Raw genomic sequence first — 873 nt, forward strand, 5'->3', positions numbered from 1 at the left:
CTTTTCTTGAGTAAAATATTTTCATCATTAGCTATACGCATTGCCACATTCAGCCCAAAGTCTGCTTCAATAAACTTGCTGAGATAAAAATGTGATTTACCAAGACTGATAAGATAGCAATTCTCAGGGTCCTTTTCTTTAAATCCTATTAGCAGGCCAAAATAGAATATATTATGAGGCTTTTCAATTTCTTCATTGAAGAAATCACTAAAAACATCCCACCACCATACTTCATTTCCTTTTAACTTATCAGAAAAATAAAATTTGAGTTGATAAGATTGATGTAGAATAGTTTTTTGTTCGACAAGCCCTTCTTTAATGATTTTTTTTGTCAATTCTGGAAGACTCTTATATGGCATTCTATATATGTTATAGCTGACTGACATTTAATCGCCTCTGAAATATATATTCATACAAGTTAATGTTAAAGTGAAAAATTTTTAATATACTTGATTTATCGAGCTAAAATACTCAATGAATTTAACAACTGTGTATCCAAGGTTTCACTTGAGGGCACTGGTAGTCCGTTCGCAATGCGATAATTTTTTATTGACTGCCTTGTGGAAGGCCCCATTATGCCGTCAATATTCCCGTTGTAATAACCTTTGTCCAGCAAAGCGAATTGAACCCGCATGATTAAGCGCTTACGCTTCTCTGTACCAGAAGTCAGCCCATTACTTGCACGGTTAGCTTCTGTAGTTCCAACAGAATTCGTAGTAGTAGAGTTGTTATTGTCGTTAGAACGAAGCGAACGCACAGAGGAAGAGGACGATGAGGAACTTGTTCCTGAACTTGAAGACCCAGATGAGCTTGGTGAGCTGTATGTTTTTGGATAATAAGGAGTGCTGCCACCATAGTACCCACCACCTGATG

General features: G+C 36.5%; 1 protein-coding gene and 1 pseudogene. Both read right to left on the reverse strand.

The features are described 5' to 3' along the window. Positions 1 to 386: pseudogene (locus tag RTW80_RS26265) on the reverse strand (TIGR04141 family sporadically distributed protein); the annotation flags it as partial. A 68-nt stretch (positions 387 to 454) separates the two neighbouring features. Beyond that, a partial coding sequence (locus tag RTW80_RS26270; RefSeq protein WP_312721012.1) for a peptidoglycan-binding protein occupies positions 455 to 873 on the reverse strand: 419 nt, incomplete at its 5' end.

The sequence above is a fragment of the Escherichia sp. AM3 genome, from assembly GCF_032029835.1.
In the GTDB taxonomy this organism is placed as follows: Bacteria; Pseudomonadota; Gammaproteobacteria; order Enterobacterales; family Enterobacteriaceae; genus Escherichia; species Escherichia coli.